23 protein-coding genes and 2 tRNA genes are annotated in these 23346 nt (G+C 66.6%); 14 read left to right on the forward strand and 11 right to left on the reverse strand.

All coding sequences use genetic code 11. The features are described from left to right. Positions 1-158 precede the first annotated feature (158 nt). A complete protein-coding gene (locus tag EYW40_RS09875) occupies positions 159-914 on the reverse strand; it encodes a DUF4145 domain-containing protein (RefSeq protein WP_135821440.1) in 756 nt (251 codons plus the stop codon). Positions 915-1608: 694 nt separating this feature from the next. Continuing rightward, complete coding sequence (locus tag EYW40_RS09885; RefSeq protein WP_135821441.1) at positions 1609-1968, reverse strand: winged helix-turn-helix transcriptional regulator; 360 nt, start codon at positions 1966-1968, stop codon at positions 1609-1611. Between the two features lie 215 nt (positions 1969-2183). On the opposite strand from EYW40_RS09885, the gene EYW40_RS09890 reads away from it, so the two are divergent. Next, positions 2184-2957, forward strand: coding sequence for an NAD(P)-binding domain-containing protein (locus EYW40_RS09890; RefSeq protein WP_135821442.1), 774 nt, complete (start codon positions 2184-2186; stop codon positions 2955-2957). Between the two features lie 393 nt (positions 2958-3350). Here EYW40_RS09890 and EYW40_RS09895 read toward each other — a convergent pair. Further along, positions 3351-3422, reverse strand: a tRNA-Thr gene (locus tag EYW40_RS09895). Between the two features lie 61 nt (positions 3423-3483). Next, on the reverse strand, positions 3484-4155 hold the full coding sequence (locus EYW40_RS09900; RefSeq protein WP_135821443.1) for a DUF7114 family protein: 672 nt from the start codon (positions 4153-4155) through the stop codon (positions 3484-3486). A 60-nt stretch (positions 4156-4215) separates the two neighbouring features. On the opposite strand from EYW40_RS09900, the gene EYW40_RS09905 reads away from it, so the two are divergent. Beyond that, positions 4216-4902 carry an enoyl-CoA hydratase/isomerase family protein gene (locus EYW40_RS09905; protein ID WP_135821444.1) on the forward strand — a complete coding sequence of 229 codons (687 nt, stop codon included), beginning with the start codon at positions 4216-4218 and terminating at the stop codon, positions 4900-4902. Positions 4903-4927: 25 nt separating this feature from the next. After that, the gene (locus EYW40_RS09910) at positions 4928-5527 is read left to right on the forward strand and encodes a YbdD/YjiX family protein (protein ID WP_135821445.1); all 600 of its coding nucleotides are present in this window, start codon (positions 4928-4930) and stop codon (positions 5525-5527) included. Between the two features lie 36 nt (positions 5528-5563). Here EYW40_RS09910 and EYW40_RS09915 read toward each other — a convergent pair whose 3' ends face one another. Further along, on the reverse strand, positions 5564-6361 hold the full coding sequence (locus EYW40_RS09915) for an NAD+ synthase (RefSeq protein ID WP_135821446.1): 798 nt from the start codon (positions 6359-6361) through the stop codon (positions 5564-5566). Between the two features lie 194 nt (positions 6362-6555). Between EYW40_RS09915 and EYW40_RS09920 the strand changes: the two genes are divergently transcribed. Next, a tRNA-Gly gene (locus tag EYW40_RS09920) sits at positions 6556-6626 on the forward strand. Positions 6627-6858: 232 nt separating this feature from the next. On the opposite strand, the gene EYW40_RS09925 is transcribed toward EYW40_RS09920, so the two are convergent. Further along, positions 6859-8649, reverse strand: a complete 1791-nt coding sequence (locus tag EYW40_RS09925) for a PAS domain S-box protein (protein WP_135821447.1) — start codon at positions 8647-8649, stop codon at positions 6859-6861. Between the two features lie 166 nt (positions 8650-8815). On the opposite strand from EYW40_RS09925, the gene EYW40_RS09930 reads away from it, so the two are divergent. Beyond that, positions 8816-9745 (forward strand): ROK family protein, encoded by a 930-nt coding sequence (locus EYW40_RS09930; RefSeq protein ID WP_135821448.1) that lies wholly within the window; start codon positions 8816-8818, stop codon positions 9743-9745. A 70-nt stretch (positions 9746-9815) separates the two neighbouring features. Here the strand turns inward: EYW40_RS09930 and EYW40_RS09935 are convergent, their stop codons facing one another. Further along, a complete protein-coding gene (locus EYW40_RS09935) occupies positions 9816-10532 on the reverse strand; it encodes an Nmad3 family putative nucleotide modification protein (RefSeq protein ID WP_135821449.1) in 717 nt (238 codons plus the stop codon). Between the two features lie 64 nt (positions 10533-10596). Beyond that, positions 10597-10917 (reverse strand): DUF7577 domain-containing protein, encoded by a 321-nt coding sequence (locus EYW40_RS09940; RefSeq protein WP_135821450.1) that lies wholly within the window; start codon positions 10915-10917, stop codon positions 10597-10599. An 83-nt stretch (positions 10918-11000) separates the two neighbouring features. Between EYW40_RS09940 and EYW40_RS09945 the strand changes: the two genes are divergently transcribed. Next, positions 11001-12320, forward strand: coding sequence for an aryl-sulfate sulfotransferase (locus EYW40_RS09945; RefSeq protein WP_135821451.1), 1320 nt, complete (start codon positions 11001-11003; stop codon positions 12318-12320). 13 nt (positions 12321-12333) lie between these two features. Here EYW40_RS09945 and EYW40_RS09950 read toward each other — a convergent pair whose 3' ends face one another. Then, entirely contained in the window at positions 12334-13233 is a 900-nt protein-coding gene (locus EYW40_RS09950; RefSeq protein WP_135821452.1) for an acyltransferase, read from the reverse strand. Positions 13234-13365: 132 nt separating this feature from the next. Between EYW40_RS09950 and EYW40_RS09955 the strand changes: the two genes are divergently transcribed. From EYW40_RS09955 to EYW40_RS09980, 6 genes are all read left to right on the forward strand, one after another. Beyond that, positions 13366-13695 carry a winged helix-turn-helix domain-containing protein gene (locus EYW40_RS09955; protein ID WP_135821453.1) on the forward strand — a complete coding sequence of 110 codons (330 nt, stop codon included), beginning with the start codon at positions 13366-13368 and terminating at the stop codon, positions 13693-13695. A gap of 70 nt (positions 13696-13765) precedes the next feature. Further along, complete coding sequence (locus tag EYW40_RS09960) at positions 13766-14824, forward strand: aldo/keto reductase (RefSeq protein WP_135821454.1); 1059 nt, start codon at positions 13766-13768, stop codon at positions 14822-14824. A 142-nt stretch (positions 14825-14966) separates the two neighbouring features. Beyond that, entirely contained in the window at positions 14967-15482 is a 516-nt protein-coding gene (locus EYW40_RS09965; protein WP_237560588.1) for an HVO_2922 family protein, read from the forward strand. Between the two features lie 42 nt (positions 15483-15524). After that, positions 15525-16586: a PAS domain-containing sensor histidine kinase gene (locus EYW40_RS09970; protein ID WP_161973191.1), complete on the forward strand. Its 1062-nt coding sequence runs from the start codon at positions 15525-15527 to the stop codon at positions 16584-16586. A 266-nt stretch (positions 16587-16852) separates the two neighbouring features. Then, the gene (locus EYW40_RS09975; RefSeq protein ID WP_161973192.1) at positions 16853-17749 is read left to right on the forward strand and encodes an ABC transporter permease; all 897 of its coding nucleotides are present in this window, start codon (positions 16853-16855) and stop codon (positions 17747-17749) included. Then, positions 17746-18648: an ABC transporter ATP-binding protein gene (locus EYW40_RS09980; RefSeq protein ID WP_135821458.1), complete on the forward strand. Its 903-nt coding sequence runs from the start codon at positions 17746-17748 to the stop codon at positions 18646-18648. Before EYW40_RS09975 ends, EYW40_RS09980 begins: the two co-directional genes overlap by 4 nt. Positions 18649-18704: 56 nt before the next feature. Here the strand turns inward: EYW40_RS09980 and EYW40_RS09985 are convergent, their stop codons facing one another. Beyond that, positions 18705-20456, reverse strand: a complete 1752-nt coding sequence (locus EYW40_RS09985; RefSeq protein ID WP_135821459.1) for a heme-binding protein — start codon at positions 20454-20456, stop codon at positions 18705-18707. Between the two features lie 118 nt (positions 20457-20574). Between EYW40_RS09985 and EYW40_RS09990 the strand changes: the two genes are divergently transcribed. After that, positions 20575-20895, forward strand: a complete 321-nt coding sequence (locus EYW40_RS09990) for a hypothetical protein (protein WP_135821460.1) — start codon at positions 20575-20577, stop codon at positions 20893-20895. Positions 20896-20958: 63 nt separating this feature from the next. Continuing rightward, complete coding sequence (locus EYW40_RS09995) at positions 20959-21477, forward strand: PadR family transcriptional regulator (RefSeq protein WP_135821461.1); 519 nt, start codon at positions 20959-20961, stop codon at positions 21475-21477. 42 nt (positions 21478-21519) lie between these two features. On the opposite strand, the gene EYW40_RS10000 is transcribed toward EYW40_RS09995, so the two are convergent. Continuing rightward, the gene (locus tag EYW40_RS10000; protein WP_135821462.1) at positions 21520-23301 is read right to left on the reverse strand and encodes a site-2 protease family protein; all 1782 of its coding nucleotides are present in this window, start codon (positions 23299-23301) and stop codon (positions 21520-21522) included. Positions 23302-23346 lie beyond the last annotated feature (45 nt).

A 23346-nucleotide genomic window follows, 5' to 3' on the forward strand; every position in this document is an offset into this window, starting at 1 on the left:
ACGGTCCGGCAGGAAAACGGGTTGGGTACCAACGCGCAAAAGGCGGGACGACGGCAGGAGTACATCTTGAGGAAAGTCTAAATTAGGAATCAATCACAGAGTTGCAAGCGTTTGCATGAGAAGGATTGCTGTCCATTTTCGTACGACCACAGAGAAAGTCAACTCTCCTGAATGATATCCTCTGACTGTTTGATTAGTCGTTCAACTTCCCGCCTATCTGGTTCTTTCTCATTTGCATGGGCGCAATCATTACGAATGTCAGCAAGATATTCTAATTGACTTTTCTTAGTATCCGTGATTTGACTGGCATTATATAGTGTTTCAGCAAGAGAGCGTATCCCGTCGGAGTGGCTATAATCAAGGTCCTGCTCGGTCAACTCACAGAGAGTCAGAAGATGGCGTTCTAATGCCACGCCTGTAACTACGCCAGCAGCTCTGATATTGTCGTCGTCCCACAGTTCTTTGGCCTGATACAGTTCTTCTAAAAGGATTTCATCCGAAATTCCCCTTCGTACTTTCAGCCGTGTCGTTTCCAACTTCGGTGGAATAGAGAGCAGAAGATTCTTTTGGCGAGAAATAATTCGGCGTAGAATCCCGCAGTATTTGTCCGCCTTTGTGTATTCCATCCCATCAAAATGGATGAGTTCATCCATATCTGAATACGCGCTTTTGAAGTCGGTTTTCCTCTCAGGAAGATACTCTGAGACAAGCGTGAAGGCCCGATTGTACCAAACCTCATATTGCTTATCTACTCGGTCAACTGTCCCCCAGTCTACACGGTCCGTTTTGATTTTGCCGCGCGAAGTCGAATTCTGAGCAAGGTCGTACAGAATGCTATTTATTTCCTCAATCTCCGACACTAACTCATTAGTCTCCTCACTTAGTCGGTCTACCTTCCCCGCGTCTCCACTCATTATCCTGCCAGATGAGATGGATATTAAAAAACATCCATGTCAATTTTAGCGGCTTGGTTCAAACTTCTCACTAGCCATCCATACTAACCGGTCCAGATAACGGAGAACTTTGGGAAGCGCAGTCACTGAGAGTGCATCAACCGAGCGGAAGGGTGAATGTTCAATCAACTATCACCGGCAAAATACTCTGTGAGAGGGATAAGACTCTCGTTGCTGATCGGGGGAATACTAGATAAGAAAGACGCTATCTGCGAATTACAGTCTGTACCGCAGGCGTAAGCCTAGGCCGGGATTTGAACCCGGGCTCTCGTCCTTACCAAGGACTTGCTTTACCGAGGTGGCCTTCGGCCCTGAAAGCGGCTACCTTTGCCGCGAATTCCCACTTTGCGTGCTTCTCATCTCTCTATTAGCAACTCTACTTATAAAAGAATTGGGTATTCGGCCCCGTATGCCGTCTGTGGACGCAAGAAATCGACAAACGTGTTCGGGTGAGCGTTGCCCTACTCGTCACATCAGAATTGTGTGGGGTCGAGTGGTTCAGCTGAATAGCTCCTTTCATCGAGGCGAGTGGCTCTACTGAAATTCTATTAGTTTGATGCCTTTTCGACTGAAACATCCGATAAGTAGGTGTGCGACTCCATCATTATTGACTTCCGAACAGGTTTCAGCTAACGGCTGTGGGAACTATTGATTCTCAGAAACACTCCAGTTGATCTGAACCATGCCGTTCCATCCATGTCTCTAATTCCTGAAAAACGGGGGCGAGATCGTCTACCATCTCCGTTTCCTCGTATTCCACTCGTGGGGGAATCTCGTCGTGCTGTGTCCGTTCAAGGAACTCAGCTTCGACAAGTTCGTCAAGTCGTCGGGAGAGTGTATTCGGCGACAGTTCGAGCGTGTCTTGAAGTTCGCCGAAACGAATTGACTGCCCGTCTTTGGTGACGAACTCGTTGAGGATTGCTAAGGTATGTGCCCGTCCGAGAAGTGAAAAGAGCGTACTCTCATCAACCGCTGTACTCCGTGTTGGCTCCTGATTTACACCAGACTTGCTCATACAATCACTACGGAATTCGTAGTAATGGTTGTTCCGGAAACGAGCATCCACAACCGTGGACTCTCAGGTGAAGCCAGCCACGTATCTCAAGGTCTAATTCAAGAGAGCGAGCTGGTGATTCAGCCCCTCACTTCCACCCTCGGTAGTAGCAACCACATTTCTAACTTGGTCGCTTTTCACACCGCCGCTCGTAGGACTCGAACGAGAAACCTTCGATGAAAATTGGAATTATCGGCGCAGGCAATATTGGAGGAACAGTCGCTCAGCACTTCGTTGACGCAGGGAATGAAGTCATAATCAGTAATTCTCGGGGGCCAGAAACACTCACCGACCTTGTTGACGAACTTGGCCCGAACGCGCAAGCAGGCACAGTCTCCGAGGCCGCCGACTTTGGAGACATCGCCATGGAGGCAATTCCCTTCAGTGCGTATGAATCCCTCCCTGCGGACGCCCTTAGCGGCAAAATCGTGATCAGTGCGGCAAACTACTACCCGGCACGGGATGGAATGATGGACTTAGCGGAGACACATACGGATACCATCGCAAACCATCTCGAAGACTCCCGCGTCGTCAAGGCATTCAATGAGACGTATTGGGAGACGCTCCGGGACGGACAACGGCCAGATGCCGATTTAGATGACCGGCTTGCGATCTTTCTCGCGGGAGATGATGAGGAAGCGAAGGAGGTCGTGGCAGGCCTCATCAAAGATATTGGCTTCGCTCCCGTGGACGCAGGCCCACTTACTGAGGGGGGCCGCCACATAGAGCCGGGGTCGCCCATCTATACCGAACCGATGACGGCGAGCGAGGCTCGGACACGGTTAGCAGCACTCCAAACGACCGTGGCTGCGTATGAACACGGCTATTACGACCCCTCGCAAGAAATCACGGTTCAAGAGCTGGCCGATGAACTGGATATGAGTGAGGAATCGCTTTCGGAACAGCTTCAACAGGGGTCGGAGCAACTCATTAGTCAATACCTTGAGTGAGAGTACCAGTTACAGCTCCCGATAGTTACTGATCACTCCCCCATTTCTGACAACCATCAGAAAGATGAATAGCGGCTCCGGGAACATCTTCTCCTGTAGTTAGCAGTTGATCACCGCATCGAGGGATGTTCTATCACATTCCTGACTACGCTTCACTCATTCCTCTGTGAGTGCGAATTAGCGAAATCAGGTGTGTCCCTGAGGGATGCGCCCCCGGTCAATTTTGGGTCTAACCCGCCGCAGTCTGCGAGTTTGTTTGTGTGTCCTGACAGTTAAACGAATCGCAGGACAGCGAGACAGCCTCTATTTAGTGAGACGAGGCTATTTTGACCGTGTTGTGTTCGGGACGAATAATTCCGTAAAGTGTGCGTACAAGGAGTGTACGGCAGAAAGAGCCTAGGCCGGGATTTGAACCCGGGCTCTCGTCCTTACCAAGGACGCGCTTTACCGCTAAGCTACCCAGGCGCGTTCGCGTCCCTTCCTTGTCCGGGTTTGTCTTTAGGCGTTTCGATTCGTCCCGCCGCCGTCACCGATCCGAGGCCGACTGCGGGACGCCGTCGGAGCCGCCGCGTTCGGTCGCGGTCGCGCCGATGCCGAGGTCGCCCGGGGAGCCGGGGAGCGCGTCCTCGGCGGGCGGGAGCGGCGGTTCGCGGCCCTCGAACAGCGACGACGCGGTCTCCAGCGCGGCGGCCGAGGGGACGACGCCGACGGCCGTCGCGCCGGCGGTGACCGCCAGTTCGAGGACGTTGCGTTCGAGCGAGCCGTCGAGTGCAACGGTGTCGGCTCCGGGTGCCCGGCGGGCGGTCTGGTCCCGGCCGAACGCCTGTACGGTCTCGACGGCCTTCTCGGCGGCCTCGGTCCGGGCGAGCAGGTAGAAGCCGCGGGCGACCAGTACGTCCGCGGCGAGCACGTCGAGGTTCGGGTCGGTGTGGTCCTCGCGGTCGGCCCACGGTTCGCCGTGGGAGAGCGACCGGGTGAGCCTGAGACCGTCGTAGATCAGCTGGACGCCGGCGGCGCGGTCGGCGACGCTGTCGAGTTCGACGCCCTCGTCGGCGCCGCGGGCGCTCAACAGGGCGAGCGCGCCGGGAGCCATCGAGGCGTCGGCGAGCAGGTCGTCGATGACGGTCCGGAGGCGGTCGGGCTCGATGTCCCGGACCGCCTCGCGGGCCGCGCGCCGGCACGTGGCGGCCTCTTCCATCGGGCGAAGCTAGCGGTGGCAGGGGCAAAGACCTTTGGAAACGAGCCCCCACGCTGGCCCATGATCGAAGCGGCTGCCGACGGGCGGATCACCACCGTCACGCTCGCCCGCCCGGAGCGGCGAAACGCCCTCACGCCGGCCGGGCTGGACGCGCTGCGAGCGGCGGTCGCCGACGCCGAGACGTCCGTCGTTTCCCTCCGCGGAGCCGGCGAGGCGTTCTGTGCCGGCGCGGACCTGGACGTGGTCGACGGGCTGGACGGCGACGCCGCGGCGGATCTGGCCCGCCGCGGCCAGCGGACAGCGACCGCGATCGCCGAGAGCGACAGCGTCGTCGTCGCGGGGGTCGACGGGGCGGCCCGCGGCGGCGGGCTGGAACTGGCGCTGGCCTGCGATCTCCGCGTGGCGACGCCGGCCGCGACGTTCGCCGAGCCGGGCGTCGAGTTCGGCCTGTTCGGCGCGTGGGGCGGGACCGTCCGCCTCCCCCGCGTCGTCGGCGAGGGCGAGGCGATGGATCTCGCGCTCTCCGGTCGGGTCGTCGACGCCGCGGAGGCGCGCCGGATGGGCCTCGTCTCCCGCGTGGTCGAGGACCCGCGGGCGGTCGCCGAGCAGATCGCCGACAACGACCCCGCGGCGCTGTCGGTCGTCAAGGAGCGGTTGCGGGACGACGCCGACCCCGAGACCCGCGAGGAGCGGGAGGCCGCGGCGTTCGCCGACCTCGCCGCCGACCGCCGGAGTCGCAAGGGTTAGGTACGCCTTGTCCCTGACGGGAACCATGGACGAGTGCGACCACTGCGGGGCGTCGTTCGAGGAGGAGGACGCCTACCTCCGGCACCTCCGGGACGAACACCCCGACGACCTGACCCGCATCGAGCGGCGGCGGGTCGACGAACTCGACGGCGGGGACGGAGGGATCCCGACGCTGGCGGTGGTCGGCGTGGCCGCCGTCGGCGTGCTGGTCGCCGCCGCGCTCGCGTACGTCCTGCTCGCCGGCGGCGGCCCGAGCGCCGACGCCCAGATCACGCCCCACTCCCAGGGCAGCGTCCACTACCACGGGACGATGAACGTCACCATCGACGGGCAGACGCTCGACTTCAGCCGGGACCAGTACCAGCTGCAGGACGACTTCTTCCACTACGAGAGGGGCAACGGCGATCGCTGGCACGTCCACGGCGAGGACGTGACCCTGGAGTACGGCCTCGCGACGCTCGGTATCGAGGTGACCGGGAGTTCGGTGACGTTCGACGGGACGACCTACGAGGACGGTGACGAGGGGACGAACGTCACGGTGACGGTAAACGGCGAGTCGGTCGACCCCAAGCAGTACGTCCTGGAGCAGGGCGACCAGGTCCGAGTGATCGTCACGACGGAGTGACGGAGCCGTCCGGTGCCGCCGGCTCCGGCGTGGTCCCTACACCTCCGGTTCGTCCGGCGCGGGCGGCATCGACCGCTTGTGCGCGCTCGCCCGGTGCAGTTCCTCGACGCGTTCGACCGTTTCGGCCTCGACGTCCAGCTCCCGCTGGGTCGCGTCGGCCGACAGCGGCCCCTCGATATGCAGCGCCAGGATCGCGTCGAGCGTGTCGTAGCCCACGCCCATCTCGCCCTCGTCGGTCTGGTCCTTCCACAGGCCGGCCGTCGGCGGCTTCGTCACGATCCCCTCCGGGACGCCGACCGCGGTGGCGAGCTGGCGCACCTGCGCCTTGTAGAGGTTGCCGATCGGGTGGCAGTCGACGGCCCCGTCGCCGTACTTCGTGTAGTACCCGGCCATCGCCTCGCTTCGGTTCCCCGTCCCCAGCACGATCCGGTTCTCGTGGTTCGCGACGAGGTAGTTCAGCACGGCCCGGGTACGCGCCCGGCTGTTCCCGACCGCGACCTCGTCGCCGGCCGCGTCGGGGTACGCCTCGAGGAGGCTGTCGACGATGGGTTCGATCTCGACCACGCCGTACTCGATGCCGAGCTTCTCGGCGACGCGCTCGGCGTCGCTCATGTTGTCCTCGCTGCTCACCGTCCCCGGCATGACGAGCCCGTACAGCGCGTCGGTGCCAAGCGCCTCGACGGTCAGATGTGCGACCAGCGAGCTGTCGACGCCGCCGGACAGCCCCAGCACCGCGCCGTCAGCGCCCGCCGCGTCGACGGTGTCGGCGATGAACGACGTGATGTTCTCCCGCCGGGCCTCCAGTTCCGACTCCGAGAATCGGAGATCGATCATGGATACCCATAGGGGCCGGCGGTCCTAATAGCCACCTGTCACGCCGCAGAAGTGGACGTGCGTTCACGCCGCCGCGGCGGCCGCGGCGTGCGGATCGAAGCGCTACGTTCAAGTGTGCCGACGGGGAAGTTGGGGGCAAGCGCCGGTGGTGCGCGAACCCGTCGGGTTTGCGAGCCCCGGGGCGATCGAAGCGAGCGCCGGTGGTCTAGTGGTAGGACATGAGCTTCCCAAGCTCATAGCCCGGGTTCAATTCCCGGCCGGCGCATTTCTGCGACGAGCGGACGCGAGGAGCGAATGCGTCTGCGGGTATTGAACCACGCGAACGTGAGCGGTAGCGAAACGTTCGCAGTCGGGTTCAATTCCCGGCCGGCGCACTCCCTGCGGTCCTTTGCCGCCCGACTTCCCGCTCGCTGCGCTCGCGGGAATCCCGGCCGGCGCATTTCTACTGCGAACGGACGTGAGCAGTGAAATCGCCGCCCGAAGCGAGCAAGCGGCGACTAGTTCGTCTCGTTGCCGTCCTGTGCCAGCACCTCGAACCTGACCCCGCCCAGCGCCTCGCTGTCCGTGACCTCGATCCGCCACCCGTGGGCGTCGAGGATCTGCCGAACGCTCGCCATGCCCATCCCGCTCCCGCCGGCTTTCGTGGTGAACCCCGGAGTGAACACGTCTTCGCGGTGTTCCTCGGGGATGCCCGAACCGGAATCCGCCAGGTAGAACCCGTGGTCGAGCGCCCCGATTCTGATCGACACGGCCCCGGAGGCGTGTTCGACGGAGTTCGACAGCAGGTTCTGTAGCAGGCGGCGTAGTGCGTCGGGGTCGGCGTCCAGCCGCACCGTATCTTCGACCTCCAGCGACGCGTCGGACCGGACGGTGACCGCTCGCCAGGCCGACCGCGCGGTCTCCGCCACCTCGACGGTTTCGGTCTCCCCGACGACCTCCCGCGAGCGCACCATGTCGACGATGTCCTCCCTGAGTTCGTCCACGCGCTGCAGCGCGTCCAGCGCCTCGTCGATCTGGGCGGGGTCGCCCGTCTCAGCGGCCAGTTCCAAGCGTCCCCGGACCGTCTGGATCGGCGTCTCCAGGTCGTGCGAGATGACGCCGGCGAGCTCGTCGAACCGCTCGTTCTGTCGCTTCAGTTCCCGTTCCCGCTCCTTCCGCTCGGAGATGTCCCGGCCCACGCCCACGAGCCCGATCAGTTCGCCCTCGGGGTCGGTCAGCCGGGCACCGGTAAACTCGTGGGGGATCCGCCTGCCCCGTGCGGTCTCGAACTCCGCCTCGACGGTGACCTCGCCGCCGTCGAACGACTCCCGGACCGCGTCGGAGATCCGGGCCCGGTGGTCCTCGGCGAAGAACTCGACGACGTCCATCTCGGCTATCTCCGACCCGTCGTAGCCCGTTGTCGCCTCCAGGCTGTCGTTCCAGCGCCGGAGCGTGCCGTCCGTGCCGACGACGTAGAACACGTCGTCGAGCGCGTTTATCGCCTGCTCGATGAACTCCCGCTCCTCCTGGAGCGTTCGCTCGCGACGCTTGCGCTCGGTGACGTCCCGGGTGAAGCCGACGACGCGGACGACGCTCCCGTCGTCGTCCAGCACCGGCTCCCCCTTCACCCAAACCCAGCCGGTCTCGTCGTCGCCCCGCGTTATCCTGTAGACGGCGTCGATGGACTCCCCGTCCGACAGGTCCTCCATTATCCCCCTGACGAACTCGCGGTCGTCGGGGTGGACGCCCCGCAGGAAGTCCTCCGGGTTCTCCCGTATCGCCTCGGATGGACGACCCCACACGTCCTCGTAGCCGGAGACGAACAGGAGGTCGTCCCAGTCGCTGGTGAACATCCAGATACAGTCCGTGGTGCTCTCTGCCACCTCCTCCAGCCGCTGTTGCATCTGCTCGGCCTGTCTCTGCGACCGGTACTGGCGCGCGGCGTTCCGGACCCGGTTCGCGAGCACGGTGTACTGGTCCGTCCCGCCTCCCTTCTGCATGTAATCGGTGACACCCGCCGATATCGCCTCGCTCGCTATCTCCTCGCTCCCCTTGCCGGTGAACAGAACGAACGGCACGTCCGGGTCCCGCTCGCGGACCCCCTGCAGGAACTCCAGACCGTCAGTCCGCGGCATGTCGTAGTCGCTCACGACGCATTCGACGTCCGCCCGTTCGAACGTTTCGAGCCCGTCCGCCGCGCTCGTCTCCGAGACCACCGTCAGGTCGCTCTCCCGTTCGAGAAACGTGGCGACCAAGTCAACGAACGCGGGGTCGTCGTCAACGTGGAGGACCCGAATCGGACTTCCCATACCCCCCAAAGACGTTCATCGGGTATAATATCAGGTGCCGGAGACGGACACGAAACCCGGATCGGGCGGGCCGCCGAGGGGGGACCACGAGCCACCGTATCCGCACGGCTCGCTGCGACCGCATCGCTCGCGGAGACTTTACTTGCCGCGGTCCCCGTCGTGGCACATGGTCCGAGTGGCTGCGGTCGACGTCGGCGGCACGTGGGTCAGAGGGGCGTACGCGGACGAGTCGGGGCTCCGCGGCGAGCCGTGGCGCTCCCCCACGGCCGACGTGGGGTCGCCGGCGGCGCTCGCCGACCTGCTCGCGGCCGAGTTCGACGGCCCCGTCGACGCCGTCGGGGTCGCGGTCGCGGGCATCCTCGGCGACGACCGGACGACGGTCGACGCGGCGTCGAACTGGGACGGCGACGGCTGGGACCTGCGGCCGATAGCGGAGCGGCTGGACGCCCCGCTCGCGGCGGAGAACGACGGCGACGCGAGCGCGCTCGGACTGCTCGCCCGGGGCGACGTGGGCGCCGACGAGAACGCCGCGTACCTCACGATAAGCACCGGGATCGGGCTGGGCGTCCTCCACCGCGGCCGGCTGATCCGCGGCGCGGAGGGCGGGTTCGTCAACCTCGGCTGGGACGGGGACGTCGTCCACGACGGCGTCCGGAACCCATGGGAGGGGTACGCCGCCGGCGACCGGATCCCCGAGCGCATCGCGGAGTGGCTCGACGGGGAGGACCGCGAGACGATCCTGACGGGCGACGGGGACGCCGAGGCGTTCTTCGCGGCCGTCGACGACGGCGACCCGGTCGCCCGCGACTACTACGCCCGGCTCAAGCGGATCAACGCCGCGGGGATCGGCACCGTCACGGACCTGTTTGCCCTCGACGTCGTCGTGGCAGGTGGCGGCGTCGCGGCGAACCAGTCGGAGCTACTCGCGTACGACGACGACCCGCGGCTGGCCGACCCGGTCGCGCTCGACGACTACTGCGTCACCGGCGCGCCGCGGGTCGAGACGGCGTCGCCGGACGCGAACCTCGAACTCCGCGGCGCGGCGGAAGCGGCGCGCGAGGCGGTCCGGGAGGAAAACCGGGCGAGCGAGGAGTGACGCCGCTGCGGCTGGTCGGCGGGTCAGCGGCTTCCGCGTCGACGGCGAGCCGGCGGCACGGTCAGGCCCGTCAGTCCGCGAAACAGCGGTCGACCGTCCCCGACTCGACCACGTCGAGCAGTTCGGCGGTCACCGGCTCGTCGAACCGGAGCGGCCGCCGCCACCACGGCCCCTTCCCCGAGTCGGCGGAGAGGTCGGTGACGATCCGGTTCGGGTCCGCGCCGGCCGTCCGGCTCGACAGCGGCACCGCGCGGTCGAGCAGCCGCGAGCCGTCGGGGTCGCCCGAGAGGAGGACCGCGGCGTCGACCGTCTCGCGCTTGACGTGGGCGTTGTTCGCGAACCGGCCGCGGTCGGCGGGGGCGAGCGCGGCGTAGTCGGTCACGGGGTCGCGGTCGAGGCGGAACACGCCGATCAGGTACGCGCCCCACTCCGGCGCGGCCCAGTCGGCGGGGTCGCCGGCGGTCGACAGCGTCGCGTAGAACAGCGCGTAGTCGCCGGCCGCGAGTTCGGAGAGCGGCCCGGCCTTGACGGCGTGGTCGTCGCCGTAGGTGTAGGCCTCGCACTCGGGGTACTCGGCGAACTCCGGGTCAAGGTGGACCGCGGCGTCGCGCACGTCGGCGGGCACGTCGGTCGTCAGGTCCAGGTCGGCGTACGTCGGCAACTGCTCGCCGGCGGGTTCGCGCTCCGGGATGGGGATGTACTCGAAGGAGCCGTCGGGGAACACCGGTCCCCGGAAGCCGGGGAGCGTCGTGTTCGCGCCGACGTTTATCGCGACTGCGCTTGGCATACGCCCAAGTACGGAGGGGGCCGACAAAAGCGGCGCGTCGGCCGGTGGCCGGACCGGCGGTCCGTCACTGGGCCATGCCGAGGCGCTCGACGCAGCGGTGGCAGTACGTGTACGTCGGGTCGGGGTCGTTGCGGGCCCCGCAGTGCGGACAGCGCCGGCCGTCGCCGTCGCCCCCTCGCGCCATTCGGTGCGGGTCGGGCCGGTCCCGTCCGGGGTCGCCGCCCTCGGGCCCGACCGGCGCTCCCGCCGAGTAGTCGCCGCCGTTCTCCTCGGAGAGCGGGCCGCGGGCCGACTCGTCGTCGTCCCCCCGCAGGTAGTAGTAGAGGACCAGGTAGACGAGCACGGACACCCCCGCGTACGCAAGCGCCCACCCTGGAACGTTCACGTGTGGTACTACGTGACGTGGATACTTGTGTGTTCCCGCTGGCGGACCGTCAGAGTTAGGCCGACCCCGGGACACTCGCGGGTATGGACCGACGGACGCGCGTGCTGGCCCTCTCCGCGGTCGTGCTGGCGCTGACCGCGCTGTTCGGTCTGCAGGTCGCCCTCGCCGACCGGAGCGGCCCCGGCGAGGCGACGGTGACGACCCCCGACGAGCAGTACCCGGGCAACACGCTGATCAGCGTCCAGAGCTACGGGAGCGACTACGACGGGAAGGCCATGGAGGTGACGCCCGACGGCGAGCGCGTGTGGGTGTACGACCCGCCGAACTCGCGGGTGTTCGACTCCGAGATGCTGGACAACGGCAACCTGCTCGTCGCGGTCGCCACGAAGCTCCCCCCGTCGGAGTGTCCCGCCGACGCGCTCCGCGTGCGCTCCGACGAGTGCGTCCACAACCGCGTGCTGGAGATCGACGGCGACAGCCTGACCACCGACGAGAAGGAGGTCGTCTGGCGCTACACCTGGTACGACGAGTTCGTCAGCCACCACGAGGTCCACGACGTCGACCGCCTGGAGAACGGCGAGACGGCGGTCATCGACATGGGCGAGAACCGCGCGTTCGCCGTCGCGGAAAACGGGACGATCACGTGGCAGTGGAACGCGTCCGAACACCTGGGCGAGGGCTCGGCGTTCCGCGAGGAGTACGGCGGCCCGGCGAAGGGGGGCCCCGAGTCGGACTGGACCCACATGAACGACATCGACCGGCTGGAGAACGGCAATTTCCAGCTCTCGATCCGCAACTTCGACGCCGTCATCGAGGTCGACCCCGAAACGAACGAAATCGTCGACGTGGTCGGCCGCCCGGGCGACCACGGGACGATGCACGAGCAGCACAACCCCCGCCGGCTGGAGGAGTGGGGAACGATGCTCGTCGCCGACAGCGAGAACGACCGCGTCGTCGAGTACGACGTGGACAACGGCACGAAGGTGTGGGAGTACGGCGGGAGCGACCTGCTGCTGTGGCCCCGCGACGCCGACCGCCTCCCGAACGGCAACACGCTGATCGTCGACACGTTCAACAACCGGGTGATAGAGGTCGACCGCGAGGGGGACGTGGTCTGGGAGTACGGCGGGGTGGCGATGCCGTACTCGGCGGACCGGCTCTCCGTGCCGGAGGAGGGCGGCGAGACGGTGCCCGGGACGCGGCTGCAGAACCGAACCGAGAGCCGGTCGACGCTGCTGGAGACGGCGGCGCAGGTCGAGGCCTGGGCGCGGTTCGTCCTCCCGAACTGGATCGGCTGGCCGCACCTGGTGACGCTGTCGGCGGGCGCGCTCGCGTCGCTCGCCATCGTCGTCGACTTCGCGGTGCTGGGCGTCCGGGTCGGCTGGCGGCGCTACGCCCGCTGAGTCGGCTGCTCCCTCAGTTCGGCGGCGACAGGTCCCGGTCGAACTCGTCGAAGGCGTCGATCCCGTCGTCGAGGTCGTACTCGATGCGGCGCTCCGCCTGGCGGTTCTCGTTTGCCCCCTCGACCGGGGCCGCGACGTCCTCCCAGCCGGGCTTTACCTTGATGCTTTTCGCCGGCATCCCGACCGCGATGTGGTGGGCGGGCACGTCGGATTGGACGACGCCGCGCGCGCCGACGACGGCGTTCCGGCCGATCCGGTTGCCCGCCCGGACCATCGCGTCGTAGGTGACCCGGGCGTCGTCCTCGATGACGGTGTGGTAGTTGTGCACCTCGGTCTGGTCGACCACGTCGTGGTCGTGGCTGTACACGTGGACGCCGTCGCTTATCGAGACGCGGTCGCCTATCGTGAGCTTCCCGCGGTCGTCGAGGTGGACGTCGTCGTGGACGACGACGTTGTCGCCGACGGAGATGTTGTGGCCGTAGGTGAACGTGATCCCCTTGAAGAAGCGGCAGTTCTCCCCGCAGTCGTCGAACAGGTGGTCGGCGAGCATCCGGCGGAACCGCAGCGCGAACTCGACGTTGTCGGCCATCGGCGTCGCGTCGAACTGCCGCCAGAGCCACTGGAGGTGCTTCGAGCGCTCGAAGCGGTCCTCGTCCTTCTCGGCGTAGTACTCCGACTCCAGCGTCGCGTTGCAGGGGTCGTACCCCTGGAGGCGCACGCGCTCGGCGTTGGAGACGGGCTTTCCGGCCTGCCAGCGGTCGTACGCCTCGCGGTCCCCGTAGAGGTCGACCAGCACGTCCTGTACGACGGCGCAGGTGTCCTCGTCGCCGGACAGCCGCTCGTCGACCTCCTCGATGAACGCCGTGACCCCCTCGTCCGCCTCCGCCGGAAGGGAGACGTGTCGCTTCGTCATTGACACCTCGATTGGCGCGCCGCGTTGAAATGGGTTCGGATGTGTGCGGTCGGCACCAGAGGGCGCGGGGACGGCCCGCCCCGTGGCGAACCGACGCCCGCCGCTTATGGTCGCCGGCGTCGTCGGCCGACCATGGGAACCGACGACGCGGACGGACCGGAGGGGTTCGCGGAGTACGACCCGCTGGTGACGGCCTTCGGCGACCACCCGCGGACCCGGGTCGTCGTCGCCTTGCTTTCGGCGGAGACGGAGCCCCCGACGGACTTCTCGCCGAACGAGATAGCCCGCATCACCGGCGTCGAGGAGTCGGCCGTCGAGGACCACGTCGCCAGCCTGCGGAGCCAGGGGCTGGTCGTCGAGACCGACGAAATCGACGGCGGGCCGACGTACCGCCTCGACGAGGGCGACGACGCGGTCGCCGCCCTGCGGCGGCTCCACGACGAACTGTTCGACCGGGTGTAGCGTCCGGCGGGTGCCGCGGTCCGGCGACGGATCCGCACCCGCTAAGTGGCCGCGCTCCGAAGGGGCGTGCATGAACTACCGCACGCTGGGCGATACGGACGTCGAGGTCAGCGAGGTCGGGTTCGGCGCGTGGGTCGTCGGCTCCGACTGGTGGGGCGACCGGAGCGAGGAGCAGGCGATAGAGATGGTCCACCACGCGCTCGACGCCGGCGTCACGTTCTTCGACACCGGCGACGTGTACGGCCACGGCGACAGCGAGGAGCTGATCGGCCGGGCGCTCCGCGACCGCCGCGACGAGGTGACCCTCGGCACGAAGGTCGGCTACGACTTCTACAACAACCCGCAGGCCGGCCACGGCGAACTGCCGAAGCGGATGGACGGCGAGTGGATCCGCACCGCCGTCGACCGCAGCCTCGACCGCCTCGGGATGGAACGTCTCGACCTGCTGATGCTCCACAACGCGAATGTCGACGAGGTCGACCGCGACGTGCTGGAGACCCTGGACGAACTCCGCGAGGAGGACGTCGTCGACGCCGTCGGCTGGGCGCTCGGCCCCTCCATCGGCTGGCTCGCCGAGGGCGACCGCGCGATCGAGGAGGAGTTCGACGCCGTGCAGGTCGTGTTCAACGTCCTCGAACAGGCCCCGGGCCAGCACTTCCTCGACACGATCCGCGAACTGGACGCCGACACGAGCCTGCTCGCCCGCGTCCCCCACTCCTCGGGCCTGCTGAACGAGCAGGTCACGCCCGAGACCGAACTGGAGGAGGGCGACCACCGCGCCTACCGCCCCGACGAGTGGTACGAGACGGGCTGGGAGAAAGTCGACGCGCTGCGGTTCCTCGAACGGAAAGGCGAGCGCACGATGGGCCAGGCCGCCATCCAGTGGCTGCTCGGCCACGACGAAGTCGCAAGCGTGACGCCGACGTTCCGCACGACCGACGACATCGACGAGTGGGCGGCCGCGCCCGACACGCCGGCGATGAGCGACGAGGAGATGGCCCGCGTCGCCGACCTCCACGAGGACAACTTCGGGATCGACCGCGACGACGGGATGGACGCCCTCCGGTCGTCGGTCGACGGCGAGGACATCGCGGAAGCCGACGTGGAGAAGGTGAGCGCCGGGGACTGAGCGGAACCCCCACCGGCACGCCGAACCGAACCCCTCCGTTTCCGATCGAAACCGCTAGATGCCGGCATGGCTGACGCCCGGATCTTCACTTTCACTTCGCGGTGGCCGAACGGTTAACCCCGCTGCCGATGTCGTAGGACGCATGGGTGACGACACCGTCACGGTCACGGCGACGCTGGAGGTCACGGTCGACGGGAGCGAGTTCGAACTGGCGTCGGAGGGGAACGGTACCGCGACGGCGGACCTCTCGGCCCCGGGCGTCGAGGGCGTGTTGCGGGTCGACGCCGACGCCGTTGCCACCGCAGTCGACGAGGCCGTCGGAGACGAGAGCGAATCGCCGCCGGCGGTCGACCGCGCAGTCGAGCGCGTCGACCTGGCCGGGAGCGCCACGAGGACGACGGAGGCGGCCGAGGGGGACGGGACACCGTTCCCGGAGGACCCGCTCTCGGACGAGCAACCCACCGTCGCCGAGTCGAAGGCGCGGTTCGAACTGTACCGCGACAGAGCCGGCGACTGGCGGTGGCGGCTCCGCCACGACAACGGGAACGTCATCGCGGACGGCGGGCAGGGCTACTCCTCGAAGCAAAGCGCCGAGCGCGGCCTCCGGAGCGTGAAGGCGAACGCCGCCGGCGGCGAGGTGGAACTGGTCCCGGAGTGAGGGCGTCGCCGGATATTTATTCCAACCGTGGTAATGGCGAACATGGAAGAACTGGACCCCGTCGAGGCGAAACACCTGCTCGAACGCCTCGGACAGAATAGCCCCGACTGCATCTTTCTCGCCTCGGCCGACTGGACCGAGGCGCAGTACGTCAGCGCCGCGTACGAGGACATCTGGGGGCAGTCGAGGGAGGCGGTGTACGAGGACCCGACCGACTTCCTCGCCGGCATCCACCCCGAGGACCGCGACCGCGTCCGGGAGTCGATGGCGGAGTTGAGCGACGGGACATCCTCGGAACTGCAGTACCGGGTCAACCCGGGCGAGGACTACGGGCGGTGGGTGTGGGCGTACGGCGAGCCGATCCGCGAGGACGGCGAGGTCGTCAACGTCGGCGGGTTCGTCCGCGACATCACCGAGCAACGGCGGCGGCGACAGGAACAGGAGCGAAAGCGGGAGAAACTGGAGATGCTGAACCAGGTCGTCCGCCACGACCTCCGCAACGAGATGCAGATCGTCCGCGGCCGGACCGAACTGCTGGAGGACCACGTCGACGACGGCGGGGAGGAACACCTCGACGACATCCGCCTCTCGGTGCAGGAGGCGATCGGACTGACGACGACCGCCAGGGACCTCACGAAGACGATGCTGGAGGACGGCCCCGAACACCGTCCGGTGTCGGTGCCCAACGTGGTCCGGTCGGCCGTCGAGACGGTCCGAACCAGACACGACGGGGTAGCGATCACCATCTACGGGATCGGGCAGGAGGCCCGCGTCAACGCCGACGACATGCTCGAATCGGTGTTTCACAACCTCCTCCAGAACGCCGTGATCCACAACGACGCGGACATGCCGGAGATCGAGGTGCGCGTCGAGGTCGACGAGGACGTCGTCGTGCGCGTCGCGGACAACGGCCCGTCGGTCCCCGACGCCCGGAAGGACGTCATCTTCGGTCGCGGCGAGAAGGGACTGGAGAGCCCGGGGACGGGGCTCGGACTGTACCTCGCCCGGACGCTGGTGGAGGGGTACGACGGCGAGATATGGGTGGCGGACGACCAACCCGAGGGGAGCGTGTTCACCGTGGCGCTCCCACTCGCCGCCGACTGAACACCTTCTCGGATGGTGACTCCAGTATTATAGATAAGGACGACGGATATTAATCACACAGTATTTTATATTTTTTCAATCTTATTATGGAAAAACATTTCGCTTTTGGAGACAGTGATGAACATGATGATCAACTCCCCGCTTACGGTTGGGTCAGTGTCGTACCTATCCACTCGACGACACCGAATACTCAGTCATAACAGCAAGCAGGAGACATCATTCCCAAATCAGCCATGCCTGTATAGCAGATGCCGAACCGGGTGCACATGACGTGGGTTCCACTCGCTCGCCGCGAAGCGTACGTTCGTGTCCGAACCCTCGGAGTGTGGGGGATCGCTGTCCTCCTGTTTTTCTGGGCGAGTTCCGGATTTCGGGGAATACGCGAACCGATTCCAGCGGTTGTTGGTCCGGATGCGGCCGTCCTGGCTTTGCAGGGAGCTATTGGAAACAGCGTCCTGATCGGGGGGTTGATACTCGGCCACAGGGCCGTTATCGACGAACGGACGACCGGGGCGATCAGGCTCACGGCGGCGATGCCACACACGAGACGGGACATTTTGCTCGGTAAAGTTGCCGGTCTCACGGTTCCGTTCCTCGCCGTCGTCGGTGTCTGTATTGGAGTCGTCACGGTAGCCGGCAGCGTCACGTACGGGCTCCCGTCGCCGCTCCGGCTGGTCGGCTTCGCTCTCGTCTCCTGGCTCTACGTGTGTCTCTGTGTCGGGATCGGCGTCGCCATCTCCGCGGTCGTCTCGTCGTCGCTCCGTGCGACGCTGGCGATGCTCCTCGTGCTCGTCGTGACCCTGTTCTGGCGACCGCTCGTTTCCCGAGTGTACACCCTGCTCACTGGGATTGCGGCAAGTCCGCTCGACCCTCCGGCGAACGGACTGTTGTTCCTCTTCCGGCGACTCGACCCGCGGAGCGCGTACTATCTCGTGACGAACTGGATCTACGATATTGGCAACGCACCGGGGCAGTACGATATCGTCGTCCGGAAGCTCCATCCCTCGATCGACGCAGTGTATGCTGACGTGTACGTTGCCGGTCCGACGTTCGACAGCGTACCGCTCTACCTCTCACAAGCCGTCGGCATCGTGGTTCTGGTCGGAGGGCTTCTCGTATCGCTCGGTATCGCAACCCGGCGGTTTCAGCAGGTGGACCTATGACGGTCGTTCGGATCACCGGTCTCAGCAAGCAGTTCGACTCCGTTACTGCGCTCCGTGACATCTCGCTCTCCGTTCAGCCGGGGGAAGTGTTCGCGCTCGTGGGACCGAACGGTGCCGGAAAGACGACACTCATCGACGTACTGGCAAGCTACACCCGACCGGGCGACGGGACCGTTCGCGTTCTCGGGATGGACCCGCAGAACGAGGTCGACGACGTACATCACGACATCGGGATCCTACCACAAGGGTTGGATGCACTCGACGGGCTAACCGCCCGCCAGCACGTCGAGTACGCGATCGACGCGAAGGGAGCCGACGACGACCCGGCCCGACTGCTCGAACGGGTTGGTCTCGACGGCAACGGAAGCCAGTACGTGGACGACTTCTCCCGTGGGATGACCCAACGGGTTGCGCTCGCGATGGCGTTGGTCGGGGAGCCGGAACTGCTGCTCCTTGACGAACCGTTCGCAGGTATCGACCCCAACGGTCGGCGGCGGTTCCAGTCGATCATCCGCGAGGAGGCAAACGCCGGAACGGGCGTCCTGCTGTCCAGTCACGGCCTGCGACTGATCGAGGAGGGTAGCGACCGCATCGGCGTGCTGGTCGACGGGACCCTACGAGCGACCGGAACCCCAAACGAACTCGTGTCGGCGGCGCCGGTCGAGACGGTGCTGACGGTGGAAACGACCGTTTCCGCCGCCGAGGCGGAACGAGTGGCTACTCTCGACGCAGTGACCGGTGTCGGACGGCGCGAGGATACGGTCGTCGTCCGGACGCGGGGAGATGTCCGGACGCAAGTCCAGAAGATGCTCGGTACGGACCGGGTTCGGTCGGTCGATCCCACGCTTGACGACGTGTTCGCGTACTACACCGTGGATACCGAACCCGATCGACGGTGAACCGGCCGGAGCGTTGAACGAGAGTGCAGCGTCCGTTTGCGCCCCCGGCAGCGCCGCTACGCCAGGAATACGTGGCGCGGCCGGTCGGCGAGCACGTCGCGGCCCCAGTCGACGGTGTCGCCGAACGCGTCGCTGCGGAAGAACTCCATCGCGTCCTCCTTCGAGTCCCAGCGCGAGGCGATGAACATGTCGTTCTCGTCCTCGCGGTTGGCGTAGAGGTGGGTCTCGCGGTGGCCGTCCATCTCGGCGAGCACGTCGCCGACCGTCCCGAACTTCTCGACGAACTCCTCGCGGTGCTCCGGCTTGACGGTGTAGAACATCCCCATCGTGCCGAACGCGTCGTCGCCGTCGTCACCGGCCTGCCGGACGATGCCGGGCAGGTCAGCGAGGAAGTCGCTCGCGGTGTCGGCGGCGCTCTCGGTCTCCCAGATGGAGGCGACGGCCGCGTTCGTGCCCTCGGCCTCGTAGACGGCCGTCTTGACGTGGGTGTCGTAGCGGTCGAACCCGTCAGAGAGGTCGTCGACCTCGGCCTGTAGCTCCTCGGGGTCGGCCTCGGAGTACAGCGTCAGCGCGTACACGTCCTCGCCGTGGGGCTTGCCGGCGTAGATGTCGTGGTCCGCGAGTTCGTCGCGGATCCCCGCGGCTTCCTCCTCCGCCGTGGTCGCCTCGTCGCCGTCGCCGTCGTCGGCCCCCTCACCGAGGGGCCCGGCCGTCGCCCCGGTCACGCCCGGAAGCTCCTCGAGGAAGCCCCGGGCGGTGTCGGCGGCGCTCCCGGTCTCCCAGACGGAGACGATGGCCGTGCCGTCGTCGTCCTCGCGGACCTCGGTCAGCACGTGGGTGTCGTAGTGCTCGAAGTTGCCACGGAGGCCGTCGACCTCCTCGCGGACGGCCTCGGCGTCGGCGTCCGAGCGGAGGACGAGGCCGTGTGCCCCCGCGGGCGCGTCGACGTCCACGCCGAGCGCGTCGAGTTCGGCGGCGACGGCCGAGTCGCCCGCGGCGTCGTCGCCCCCCGCGTCCTCGTCGGTCGGCACCGGCTCGCCGGCGAGCAGGGCCTCCAGGTCAGCCGGCGGGAACTGCCGGCCGACGTAGAACTGACCGAACTCGGCGAACTTCGACGACGAGGGGTCGAATCGCATCTCGTACAGCAGGTCCTTCACGTCGGTGAGGTCGTCGCCGAACAGCGTGATGCCCCACTCCCAGTCGTCGAGGCCGACGCTGCCGGAGATGATCTGGGACACCTTGCCGCCGTAGCTCCGGCCGATGTCGCCGTGGCGGTCCATGTGTTCGGCGCGCTCGTCGAACGGGAGGTCGTACCAGTTGTACTCGGGGTCGCGGCGCTTGCTCATCGGGTAGAAGCAGACGTAGCCCCCGTCGGGGAGGTCGGGGTGGAGCCGGGCTTGGATGTACTGTGCGAGGCTGGAGTCCTCGTCGACCTCGCCGTCGAAGTAGTCCCGGGCCCGCTCGGTGTAGCCCGACGCCTCCGTCACGGAGACATACGAGGTCGCGCGCTCGGTGAACTCGGCGAACGCGGTCCCCTCGAAGCGCCGTTCGAGGGCGTTCATGTCGTCTAGCGTCGGCCGCAGGTGGACGACCATGAGGTCGGCCTTGTGGCCGACGACGCTGAAGACGGCGGAGTCGCCCTCGTCGTCGTCGACGCCCGTGACCGACTCCAGGTAGTCGACGCCCTCCTCGACGGCGCGTTCCCGCTCCCTGGCGGTCGCCTCGCGCCAGGCGTCCCAGTCGATCGTGCGGAGGTCGTGGAACACGTACCAGCCCTCTTCGGTCGGCGGCGGGTCCCGTTGTGCCATAGCGGGAGTTGTGACGCCTGCAGTAAGGACCTTACCGTTCGCGCGTCGGCCCGTCGCGGCGGTAGGCGATCGCGGCAGGTGACAAAGCTGATGTGCCAGCGAACGGAACCGTCGGCCGATGCCCTCCACACCGCCGTTCATCGACCCCGAAACCGGCGACCTCGACCTGGACCGCGTGATGTACGAGGCGGTCCCGATCGCCAAACTCGTCACCCTCGTCGGCGGCGTCGCACTGGTGCCGTTCGCGCTCGCAGCGCTCGCCGCTCCGACGGCCGTCGCCGGCCTGTTCGTCCTGGCGACGCAGTTCGTCCTCGCGGTCGGCAGCGGCGTCGTCCTCCTGTACGTCGTCCGGCGGGCGCTGCAGTTGGCCGACGACGAGGGCGGGGGCGGCGACGGGACTGACGACGAGTCCCGGCGAACGCCGCCGGACGACGGCTGATCGCCCGACGCGCGGCGTGGGCGACCGAAACCCTTTCACCGACACCCCGGAAAGTCCACGCCAATGCGGAAGAGCGGTCCGCCGAAAGGCCTGATCTCGTACGTCGTGCTCGAACTGCTGGCCGAGAAGCCACGGTACGGGTACGAGATACTGAAGGAGATAGAGGAGATCAGCGGCGGCCACTGGGAGCCGTCGTACGGCTCCGTCTACCCCATCCTCTACAAGTTCGAGGAGAAGGGGTGGGCCGAGCGCATCGAACGCGAGGACGAACCCGACCGGAAGTACTTCGAACTCACCGACGACGGCCGCGACGAACTGGTCGAGAAACGCGCCGAGAGCGCCGAGAAGGCAAAGGAGTTCGCCGACGTGATCCTCGGGTTCTACCACGTGTACGTCGGCTTCGCCACCGACGAGCGGTTCGAGGTGCCGAACGTCGAGAACGCCTGGCAGTTCGACGAGGAGTTCAGCGCGTGGATCGTCGAGCAGATGATCCGCCACCACGAGCACTACTTCGACGACTTCGACCGCATCGAGGAGACGCCGGAGGAGTTCGACGAGCGCCACGGGCTCACCGAGGAGTGAGCGCGCGGCGAGGGGGCCGCGCCGGGTCGCCGACCGACCCGCCTACCCCGACATGAGCTGCGGCCCGAACACCAGCAGCAGGAAGGCGACGAACATCGTCATCCCCACCGTCGTCGTCACCGTCCGGGTGAGTTCGTGCGTCGAGTCGAAGGGGAGCCGGGAGACGATGGCCTCCGTGCTGGTCCGGAGGATCCGGCCGCCGTCGAGCGGGAACGCCGGGATGCAGTTGAAAAAGCCCAGTTGGACGTTGATCCAGCCGGTCCAGAACAGCACGTTCGCGAGGCCGAACACGCCGCCGCCGAGGAAGGCGAGCGGCCCCTCCACGACGTAGAAGTTCGTCACCGGCGAGGTAAAGCCCGCGAAGGGGAACGCGAAGCCGGCAAGCGACCCAAGCGGCAGGAACAGCGTGACGACGATCTTGCCGAAGAAGGAGCCGACCGGGCCGAGCAGGTCGGGCGTGTCGCCCTCGCCGCCGAGCAGCCCGAGGTACTGCCCGGCCGGGTACTCCCGGATGCCGAAGTCGCTGACCGTGAGGCCGGTCGTCCCGGTGGCCTGGCGCGTGATGCCGACGAAGCCGACGTCGTCGCGGGGGTGCTCGCCGAGCGTGAACTCGTACGTCACGCGCTCGCCGCCGCGGTAGGCGACGATCCGGGCCTCGTCGCCGGGCGCGGTGTCGTCGAGCAGGTCGCTCAGGTCCGACAGGGAGGTGACCCGCTCGCCGTTCATCCGGACGACGACGAGTTCGTCGCCGGGGCTGGCCTCGGTCTCGGGGAGCGGCCCCGTGTCCGCGACGTGGACGTACGCGCCGACCGGGAACGTGACGTTCCGGACGGTGCCGTTCTCCTCGACGGTCGCGCGGACCACCTCGCGCTCGGCGACGGCCTCGTCGAACGCCCGCTCCGTGTGTACCTCGGTGCCGTTCACCGCCAGTATCGTCGCGCCGCGGTCGACGTCGACCGGCCCGTCGGGGACGACGCCGGTGACGAGCACCGAGCGGTTGACCGTCCGGGTCTCATCGCCGTTGACCTCGACGGACACCTCGCGGGCGCTCTCGTTGTCGAGGACCGCCGAGAGGTCGCCGTTGGACTCGATCGGCTGGCCCTCGACGGCCGTGATGCGGTCGCCGTAGTCGATGCCGGCCGCCTTCGCCGGCGACCCCTGAAGGCTCCCGCCCACGGCCGCGCCGGAGGCGACGCCGATGGAGCCGATCACGGGGCCAAAGAGGAGCGCGAACGCGAGGATCGTCACCGCGAAGTTGTTGGTGACGCCGGCGGCGAACATCCGCGTCCGGCCGCCGCGGTCGACCTCGCGCTGGCTCTCCTCGTCCGGGTCGACGAACGCGCCGACCGGGATCACCGCCAGGAGTGCCAGTCCCATCGAGTCTATCTCGATGTCCTCGACGCGACAGAGCAGGCCGTGCCCGCCCTCGTGGACGATCAGGCCGACCGCCAGCCCGGTGATGATCTCCGGGGCGACGGCCAGTGGCAGGAAGTCGTTGACGCCCGGGATGACCAGCACGTTCCGGGGCTGGTTGGCCGCGGTCGTCTCCGTTTGCTGGAGCGCCGTCAGCGCGCCGAACAGCAGGAACAGGAACGAGCCGACCATCAACACGAGGGCGATGCCGACCCCGAAGTTCGACCAGGCGCGCCAGAACCGCTTGGGACCGGCCGCCCAGTTGAGGAAGTCGCGACCGCGCTTCGTGTGGAGGGTCATGATGGGCCCCTGCGTGCCGACGTAGTCGGGGAGCAGGCCGCGGCGGCGGGCCAGCAACACCGCGAGCCAGTAGGCGACGATGCCGGCGAGCACCCACGTCAGCGTACTCATTACCACAGCGCAGGGGCGGCCGAGTCAAATGGGTTTGGTTTCCGC

This window comes from Halostella litorea (genome assembly GCF_004785955.1).
In the GTDB taxonomy this organism is placed as follows: Archaea; Halobacteriota; Halobacteria; order Halobacteriales; family Natronoarchaeaceae; genus Halostella; species Halostella litorea.

Excerpts from the sequence above, each read along its gene's own strand:
- EYW40_RS09905 (WP_135821444.1), top strand. The coding sequence starts at position 4,216 with ATGATCGAAGCGGCTGCCGACGGGCGGATCACCACCGTCACGCTCGCC.
- EYW40_RS09980 (WP_135821458.1), top strand. The coding sequence starts at position 17,746 with ATGACGGTCGTTCGGATCACCGGTCTCAGCAAGCAGTTCGACTCCGTT.
- EYW40_RS09990 (WP_135821460.1), top strand. The coding sequence starts at position 20,575 with ATGCCCTCCACACCGCCGTTCATCGACCCCGAAACCGGCGACCTCGAC.
- EYW40_RS09965 (WP_237560588.1), top strand. The coding sequence starts at position 14,967 with ATGGGTGACGACACCGTCACGGTCACGGCGACGCTGGAGGTCACGGTC.
- EYW40_RS09915 (WP_135821446.1), bottom strand. The coding sequence starts at position 6,361 with ATGATCGATCTCCGATTCTCGGAGTCGGAACTGGAGGCCCGGCGGGAG.
- EYW40_RS09930 (WP_135821448.1), top strand. The coding sequence starts at position 8,816 with ATGGTCCGAGTGGCTGCGGTCGACGTCGGCGGCACGTGGGTCAGAGGG.
- EYW40_RS10000 (WP_135821462.1), bottom strand. The coding sequence starts at position 23,301 with ATGAGTACGCTGACGTGGGTGCTCGCCGGCATCGTCGCCTACTGGCTC.
- EYW40_RS09995 (WP_135821461.1), top strand. The coding sequence starts at position 20,959 with ATGCGGAAGAGCGGTCCGCCGAAAGGCCTGATCTCGTACGTCGTGCTC.
- EYW40_RS09875 (WP_135821440.1), bottom strand. The coding sequence starts at position 914 with ATGAGTGGAGACGCGGGGAAGGTAGACCGACTAAGTGAGGAGACTAAT.
- EYW40_RS09925 (WP_135821447.1), bottom strand. The coding sequence starts at position 8,649 with ATGGGAAGTCCGATTCGGGTCCTCCACGTTGACGACGACCCCGCGTTC.
- EYW40_RS09885 (WP_135821441.1), bottom strand. The coding sequence starts at position 1,968 with ATGAGCAAGTCTGGTGTAAATCAGGAGCCAACACGGAGTACAGCGGTT.
- EYW40_RS09910 (WP_135821445.1), top strand. The coding sequence starts at position 4,928 with ATGGACGAGTGCGACCACTGCGGGGCGTCGTTCGAGGAGGAGGACGCC.
- EYW40_RS09935 (WP_135821449.1), bottom strand. The coding sequence starts at position 10,532 with ATGCCAAGCGCAGTCGCGATAAACGTCGGCGCGAACACGACGCTCCCC.
- EYW40_RS09950 (WP_135821452.1), bottom strand. The coding sequence starts at position 13,233 with ATGACGAAGCGACACGTCTCCCTTCCGGCGGAGGCGGACGAGGGGGTC.
- EYW40_RS09975 (WP_161973192.1), top strand. The coding sequence starts at position 16,853 with ATGACGTGGGTTCCACTCGCTCGCCGCGAAGCGTACGTTCGTGTCCGA.
- EYW40_RS09970 (WP_161973191.1), top strand. The coding sequence starts at position 15,525 with ATGGAAGAACTGGACCCCGTCGAGGCGAAACACCTGCTCGAACGCCTC.
- EYW40_RS09945 (WP_135821451.1), top strand. The coding sequence starts at position 11,001 with ATGGACCGACGGACGCGCGTGCTGGCCCTCTCCGCGGTCGTGCTGGCG.
- EYW40_RS09955 (WP_135821453.1), top strand. The coding sequence starts at position 13,366 with ATGGGAACCGACGACGCGGACGGACCGGAGGGGTTCGCGGAGTACGAC.
- EYW40_RS09960 (WP_135821454.1), top strand. The coding sequence starts at position 13,766 with ATGAACTACCGCACGCTGGGCGATACGGACGTCGAGGTCAGCGAGGTC.
- EYW40_RS09900 (WP_135821443.1), bottom strand. The coding sequence starts at position 4,155 with ATGGAAGAGGCCGCCACGTGCCGGCGCGCGGCCCGCGAGGCGGTCCGG.
- EYW40_RS09985 (WP_135821459.1), bottom strand. The coding sequence starts at position 20,456 with ATGGCACAACGGGACCCGCCGCCGACCGAAGAGGGCTGGTACGTGTTC.
- EYW40_RS09890 (WP_135821442.1), top strand. The coding sequence starts at position 2,184 with ATGAAAATTGGAATTATCGGCGCAGGCAATATTGGAGGAACAGTCGCT.